This window comes from Salinivirga sp. (assembly GCF_055145285.1).
The window spans coordinates 67559-74086 of record NZ_JBSRDC010000039.1 but is presented as its reverse complement, the minus strand read 5'-3'; the positions used below and the strand labels follow the sequence as shown (position 1 = coordinate 74086).

Here is a 6528-nt window from a genome sequence, read left to right as displayed (position 1 = left end):
AACTTTTGCTTTGAATTCTGGTCTAAATTTTCTTCTTTTTCCTTTCATAGTACCTAATTTTTAATTCTAATTTTAATCATTTTTTTTCAACTTAACAAATGGTACTAATTTTGGGGAGTATTACATTCGCCCATTTGTTGATTCGATTAATTAAAAAATCATTATATGCACCTCCACCCGTAATTAAAATGGTACTACCACTACAATTATCAATTGCTTTGGATATTTGAATTGCAACATGTTCTGTAAACGTTGCAAGCTTATCCCCGACCGGTATTTCATAATGTTCCAATAAAGGCAACACTTCGCGCTCCACCCATTCCCTGCCGAGGGTTTTAGGTGCTGGCTTACTGTAATACTGCAATTGATTTAATTCATTCAGCAAATCACGATCAACTTTACCTCGCGCAGAATACGCACCTTTATCATCAAAAGCTTGTCCCATTTGCCTGCTTAAATAGTTCAATACCATATTGGCCGGGCAAATGTCCCAGGCGACTCTTTGCCCCTTGTCTTCCATACTTACATTGGCTATACCTCCCAAATTGAGGCAAAAATCATATTTACCAAAAAGCAACCGGTCTCCAACAGGCACAAGAGGAGCACCCTGACCACCTAAAACAACATCCTGAACCCTGAAGTCGCAAAAAACCGGCAACCCAGTTGCAGCAGCAATTGAGGCACCGTGCCCAAGCTGAAAGGTAAGCTTGCTTTCGGGCTGATGAAAAACGGTATGTCCATGTGAGCTAATGGCCGCAATATCTGCTTTTGGGATGCCAGATCGGGATAAAAAAAATAAGACGGTTGAACCCAAAAACTCACCATATTCATGGTGCAATTTCAATAAGTCAAATGCTCGCTTTTCGTGAGCATTTTGAAGTTTTTTGCTCCATGCTTTGTCATAAGAAATTGTATCGGCTTCAACTATTTGCCAGTCCAGGTTTTCTCCATGCATTTTGAATTCACAGATCGCGATATCTAAACCATCAAGCGATGTTCCCGACATTAAGCCGGCAAATAAAGATTTTTTCATTACCCATTATAAATTTGTCTGTTCCTCTGAACGTTTAAAATTAATGGTTTTTATAGAAGTATTATGTTTTGGATCTGAAACAATAAGCTTTAATTGCAGTGTACTATCCTGCGGCAGGTATTCGTCAAACTCGTAGTAAAGCAAATCATTTTTAGCATCGTAGCTAAAGAGCACCCATTGCCCGTTTATATAACCATTGTATGACTCAATCCCTGTAGCATCATCAGTAATTTTCACAGAAATTCCCTGTTCACTGGTCATATCTTTATTTTCGTAAATATTTACAGGTCTTATTTCAGGAGGAATAGTATCGGCCATTAGTGCAAATCTACCAAAAGATCTGATTCGGGTATGTGCCCGGCCCTTATCACACCTTACCTTTGAAGTAACCGGGCTGGTATTGCCATTTTGGGCCACAGAAGCCAGGTATAATTTATTTTTAAGATGATTGGGAACTTCAGGGGCTTCTAATATAAAATTAAACCGCTGATGCAATGGCACATGCTTATCGTGAAGCTGGAATATCTTACTATACATTTCCTCTGAACCTGGTTCACTGCTGTATGTAAAATTCAATTTGGTATATAGCGATTTCGAAGGAAAGACCAGGTGAACATCCTCATTTTCGAAGTGATTTGTTTGCCCTGGTTTCAGAACACTGGCAACCGAAATATTCTGTTTAGCATTTACAGGATCAACACCCAATAACGTAAAACTCAGAACAGATTTATTACCGTGGGCATCAATAGCATGAACTTCGACGTGTTTACGGTCCCCGGGAGCAACAAAAACCTTTCCCCGTTCTTCACTGAACTTATAACCACTAAAATGATTTCCCTCATCAATAAAACATTTGTGGGCTTTTATGTTCCTGTCAACCTTCAAGGCATAATCCATGTGAGAAAGAATGTACCTGTTTTCAGCAAAAGACAATTCATTTAATTCAAGAAAATATGTAAGAGCGTCATCAACAAAAACTTTTAACTGATTTACACCACAGCGATTATAGGTATTATTCAGGTAATCATTTACATAAACGCCAAGACCAATTGTATCAGCAACCTTTATTGGAGCATTATTTTTCACTTTATAATTATTTCCGGATTTTTGCAGGCTAAACAAAAGTTTTCTTTGTACATTGTTCACTGTTGCGCCATCAGAAAGCGGATAAACTATAAGATTATGAAATCTGGGTGCGATATTATCCACCACATCAAAATTCCAACGCAGTGGATTTTGAGGTTTTTCATTATCAGTAGTGCGAATTTCAAAATGCAAATGTGGGCCAAGGCTACTGCCTGAATTTCCACCTTTTCCGACCACCTCACCCTGCTTCACATTTATTAATCCAGGCTCTGGAAATAAATTTACAGCAAAACTTTTACTGGCATATTGCTGGCGTCGCACATACTCTTCAATCTGAATGTTAAACCTGTGTAAATGCGCATAAACCGACGTATATCCGTTTGGGTGTGTTATATAGAGCGCATTTCCATAGCCATATGGAGAAACTTTTATTCTGGAGACATACCCATCAGCAATGGCATAAATATTCAGACCTGTTTTCCCCTTAGTTTTAATATCAATTCCCGTATGAAAATGGCTTCCTCTTAATTCAGCAAAATTTCCGCTCAAAAGGATATCTATATCAACTGGTGAGCGAAAAACATCTTCATCATTATTACTCTGAGCTGAAAGATATCTGGGACAATAGATTAAACAAAAAACAAAAAAGATAAAAAACAAAAATCTTTCTGGAGATATTTTTTTATGTATTCGATCAGGAATAAACATCATAATTGGAAATAATTTGTTATACAGAAACAAAAATAAATAAAACTTGTACACGGCCTATTTATAAATCTTTTTCATCGAAAAAACGTATAAAAAATTAATAAACCATAAATTTAATAAGCATTGTGAAGATTAAGTAAAATAAACAAACGTATATTTGTGCAATTAGGTTTCTTGTTTTAAATTTGTATTAAATAAATTCAATCGTGGATGGCTGATAAAGACCAAAAATTGATAGAAATACAGGAAAAACTGGATCAGCTTATAAGCTCTTATGAAATGTGCATGGAAGCGAATTCTATGTTATCAAGTGAAATAGAAGAGATAAAAACACGATTGGATAAAAGAAACGCTGAATATGAAGCATTGAAGGAGCGTTTCGAGACATTAAAAGTAGCCCGGTCCATAGGTGATACACCTGAAGGGAAAAAGGAAGCCCGGGCAAAAATTAATGCAATAGTGCGGGAAGTTGATCAATGTATTGCACTTTTAAATCGCTGATATGAGTGAACTGAGTGACACGTTTACGATAAGAGTAAATATTGCAGACCGTTACTATCCGCTTAAAATAAAGCGGACGGACGAAGCTAAGGTGCGTAATGCAGCTACAAAAATAAACGAAACGGTATTTCAGTACCGGAAGGTGTATACAGACAAAGATGCACAAGATTTTTTAGCTATGGCAGCATTACAATTTGCGACAAAATTAACGGATATAGACGATGAAAAATCCGGAAATGCGTACCAGGAATTTCTGCAGGAAATCAGTCAAAAACTCGACTCAGCATTAAAAAAACAATAAGAGGTTCTTTTACATAAAGAGTTTGCCCGCATTAATCTAGTTGACTTTTGAAAAATCAACACTACTAAAATTGGTGTTTAGCTGAATGCAGTAAAGACAGGCCTCATCCCGATTCGTCGGGATCTTCTTCGGAAGACAGTGGAAGTCTGATCTGTGGTCGCGGCACCATCCATGTCAGAAATGGATTTTTTACTAAAAGCAATAGTTTTAATGCGGGCTTTTTTTGTGCCAATTCCCACACCTTGTAGCTAATTAAAAACACTATTAATCATATATTTACAAGTACTTATTAAAATTATACAGATATGGACGGACTTACAATTATTTTTCTGATAATAACTTTTCTTGTAGGTGCTACCGTTTCTTTTTTTCTGTGGAACGTAATGTTGCGCAAACGGAAAGACAACATCATTAAGGAAGGTCGCACCGAAGCCGAAGTACTCAAAAAAGACAAAATACTTCAGGCAAAAGAAAAATTTCTCGAGTTAAAAAACGAACATGAGAAATACATTAATGAGAAAAACTCAAAAATTAATCAGCAGGAGCAAAAACTTAAACAAAAAGAACAAAATTTCTCCCAGCGCTCAGAAGAACTAAATCGCAAAAACCGCGAATTAGATGCCATTAAAGAAAACCTTTCCAATCAAATGGAACTGCTTGAAAAACGGGAGACTGAAGTAGAAAAAGCGCATAAAGCTCAAGTTGAACAACTCGAGGCCATAAGCGGCATGTCGGTAGAAGATGCTAAGGCGCAGCTTATGGAATCGCTAAAAGCAGAAGCACGCACTGAAGCCATGTCGTACATCAACGACATCATGGAAGAGGCTAAAATTTCAGCCAATAAAGAAGCAAAACGTATTGTTATACAAACCATTCAGCGTGTAGCTACTGAAGAAGCCATTGAGAACTCAGTGACTGTTTTCAACATTGACAATGACGACATCAAGGGGCGAATCATTGGCCGCGAAGGTCGAAACATTCGCGCCCTGGAGGCTGCCACAGGTATCGAAATTATTGTAGACGACACGCCCGAAGCTATTATTTTAAGTGGTTTTGATCCGGTAAGAAGAGAAATTGCAAGATTGTCGTTACACCAACTCGTTACAGACGGTCGCATACACCCAGCACGAATTGAAGAGGTTGCATCAAAAACCAAAAAGCAAATTGAAGAAGAAATTATCGAAACCGGTAAGCGTACTGCAATTGATCTGGGTATTCACGGACTTCATCCGGAACTGATTCGTTTAATAGGTAAAATGAAATACCGCAGTTCCTACGGACAAAACCTATTGCAACACAGCCGTGAAGTAGCTAACCTTTGTGCAATTATGGCTGCTGAACTCGGATTGAATACCAAACTCGCTAAGCGTGCCGGATTGCTCCACGATATTGGCAAGGTACCCGACGATGATCCGGAGATTCCACACGCAGTATTCGGAATGAAACTGGCCGAAAAATACAAGGAAAAACCAGAAGTTTGTAATGCCATCGGTGCTCACCACGACGAAGTTGAAATGAACACGCTGATAGCACCTATAGTTCAGGTATGCGATGCCATTTCAGGCGCTCGCCCGGGTGCACGCCGCGAAGTGGTAGAATCGTACATCAAACGACTCAAAGACCTTGAAAACATGGCACTGCGCCATGACGGTGTACTCAAAACTTATGCTATACAAGCAGGTCGGGAACTACGTGTAATTGTGGGTAGTGATAAAGTTTCAGATAAAGAGTCAGAAGCCCTTTCGTTTGAAATATCTAAACAGATACAAGACGAGATGACCTATCCCGGACAGGTAAAAGTGACCGTGATCAGAGAAACACGATCGGTAGCGTACGCGAAATAAAAAACATGTAAATAAATTTTAAAGTCGGATGAATAGTTTGTAAATTCATCCGACTTTTTATTGTATGACACAAACCAAACAAATACTTATTACCGGAGTCGCCGGATTTATTGGATCAAACCTGGCTGAAGCGTTCCTGAAAAAAGGATATAAGGTCAGCGGAATAGACAACTTTAGTACGGGGAAACACGAAAACATCGAGGAAATCCAAATCCAATTTCCGGAATTCAGGTTTACCGAAGGTGACATTCGAGACAGAGACCTGCTTGACAAGGTTATTCCCGGTTGCGACATCATTTTACATCAGGCTGCACTGGGCTCAGTACCCCGGAGCATAAATGACCCGGTAACATCAATAGATGTAAATATCACGGGAACCACCAATGTGTTTTATGCTGCTTACAAACATGGGGTTAAACGCGTGGTGTATGCAGCCAGTTCTTCTACCTATGGCGACAGTGAGGAACTGCCCAAAGTTGAACATAAAATCGGTAAGCCATTATCGCCATACGCCATAAGCAAATATGTTAATGAATTACTGGCTGAAAACTTTTACCGAATCTACGGCATGAACCTCATCGGGCTCCGATACTTCAATGTTTTTGGTCGCCGCCAGGACCCCGAAAGCACTTATGCAGCTGTAATTCCGCGTTTCGTAAGTCAACTAATGCGGCACGAACCACCTACTATCAATGGCGATGGAGCGTTTTCACGTGACTTCACCTACATTAAAAATGTTGTTCAGGCCAATGAACTGGCAGCAACCACAGAAAAGCCCGAAGCAATAAACCAGGTTTACAATGTGGCTTGTGGTGAACAAACCTCGTTGAATGAGCTTTTCACAATGATCAGAAAAGAACTGCTACAATTTGATAAATCAATAGCTAAAATTGAACCCAATTATGGTCCCACAAGAAAAGGCGACATCCCCCACTCTTTGGCCAGCATTGAGCTTGCCAGAAACTTATTGGGCTACAATCCAAAATACAATGTGAGTGGAGGATTGAAAGAGGCAATTAATTGGTATTGGAAAAACTTGTAAAAAACACAGCAAA

Annotated in this window: 6 protein-coding genes; 4 read left to right on the top strand and 2 right to left on the bottom strand. The window is 39.0% G+C overall.

The features are described 5' to 3' along the window. Nucleotides 1-91: 91 nt before the first annotated feature. Complete coding sequence (locus ACTB0Y_RS08065; RefSeq protein ID WP_463206305.1) at nt 92-1033, bottom strand: anhydro-N-acetylmuramic acid kinase; 942 nt, start codon at nt 1031-1033, stop codon at nt 92-94. A 6-nt stretch (nt 1034-1039) separates the two neighbouring features. Further along, nucleotides 1040-2668 (bottom strand): M23 family metallopeptidase, encoded by a 1629-nt coding sequence (locus ACTB0Y_RS08060; protein WP_463206304.1) that lies wholly within the window; start codon nt 2666-2668, stop codon nt 1040-1042. A gap of 369 nt (nt 2669-3037) precedes the next feature. On the opposite strand from ACTB0Y_RS08060, the gene ACTB0Y_RS08055 reads away from it, so the two are divergent. The 4 genes from ACTB0Y_RS08055 (at nt 3038) to ACTB0Y_RS08040 (ending at nt 6515) form a co-directional block, all read left to right on the top strand. Further along, entirely contained in the window at nt 3038-3328 is a 291-nt protein-coding gene (locus tag ACTB0Y_RS08055) for a hypothetical protein (RefSeq protein ID WP_057952728.1), read from the top strand. A 1-nt stretch (nt 3329) separates the two neighbouring features. Further along, nucleotides 3330-3629 carry a cell division protein ZapA gene (locus ACTB0Y_RS08050; protein WP_463206303.1) on the top strand — a complete coding sequence of 100 codons (300 nt, stop codon included), beginning with the start codon at nt 3330-3332 and terminating at the stop codon, nt 3627-3629. 305 nt (nt 3630-3934) lie between these two features. Further along, a complete protein-coding gene (gene rny / locus ACTB0Y_RS08045; RefSeq protein WP_463206302.1) occupies nt 3935-5473 on the top strand; it encodes a ribonuclease Y in 1539 nt (512 codons plus the stop codon). 64 nt (nt 5474-5537) lie between these two features. Then, nucleotides 5538-6515 carry an SDR family oxidoreductase gene (locus tag ACTB0Y_RS08040; protein WP_463206301.1) on the top strand — a complete coding sequence of 326 codons (978 nt, stop codon included), beginning with the start codon at nt 5538-5540 and terminating at the stop codon, nt 6513-6515. Nucleotides 6516-6528: the final 13 nt, after the last annotated feature.